The organism is Lactobacillus nasalidis (assembly GCF_016587775.1).
GTDB lineage: Bacteria > Bacillota > Bacilli > Lactobacillales > Lactobacillaceae > Lactobacillus > Lactobacillus nasalidis.
In genome coordinates this window covers 1-744 of record NZ_BOCG01000656.1, presented here as the reverse complement: position 1 = coordinate 744, position 744 = coordinate 1, and the positions used below count along the sequence as shown (strand labels likewise).

The 744-nt window shown below is 44.6% G+C and carries 1 protein-coding gene; it reads right to left on the bottom strand.

What is annotated here, in order from left to right; all coding sequences use genetic code 11:
* Window positions 1-744: RNA-guided endonuclease InsQ/TnpB family protein (locus lacNas_RS12535; RefSeq protein ID WP_201346915.1), on the bottom strand; the 744-nt coding region annotated here is incomplete at both ends.

Sequence of the window (744 nt, the reverse complement as noted above, 5' to 3'; positions counted from 1 at the left end):
CATCGACCGGTGAACACCCTTTGAAGCTACGTGGCTCATCAACATGCCCTTAACCGACAGATTTTCGATCACGATCTTGTCGTAGTCATTAACCAGTTCGGTCGTAAACTTCTGCATCAAGTCATTTTGGATATTGCCAGCTTTGCGATAGCAAGCTTGAAGCTTGGCTTTCGTCTTCAAATAGTTCTTGCTTTCGCAAGCAGCTTCTCCATTTTTGACTTGCTTTTTGGCAAGCTGCCTTTGATAGTGCTTGATTTTTTTATAAATTCTATCAAGCTTCTTAGGCAGTACGTTCACCCGGCCTCCCGTGTAATCAAAGTGACCAACATTGACGTCAACCGCAGTAGCTTTGCCTGTTTTGTCTGGCAGCTTAACATCCTCAGCCTTTATCTTATACGGAATAGCAACGTAATAACGGCCATTTTCTTTGAAGTAGCTGACAACGCCAAACTCACCTGACAAAGGCTTTTCGCTCAGCTTAAAGCCACGCCATTGATCTTTTGGAACGTGGCTTCTTCTTGCCCGCTCCAAATAAAGAATTCCGTCCTTGATCTTACTTTGATCGCTTTTGAAGCCTTGTCTGGATTCCCGCTTTGACCGAAATTTTGGTTTGCCCCAGCCTGGTTGGGCCTTGTCAAAGAAATTGTTCCAAGCCTTGCCCAAGTCGGAAATTGCCAGTTGCAGAATCCGGGCTGACTGTGTATACTGCCAGTCTTTTTTATCTGCAACTAACATATTACGAAC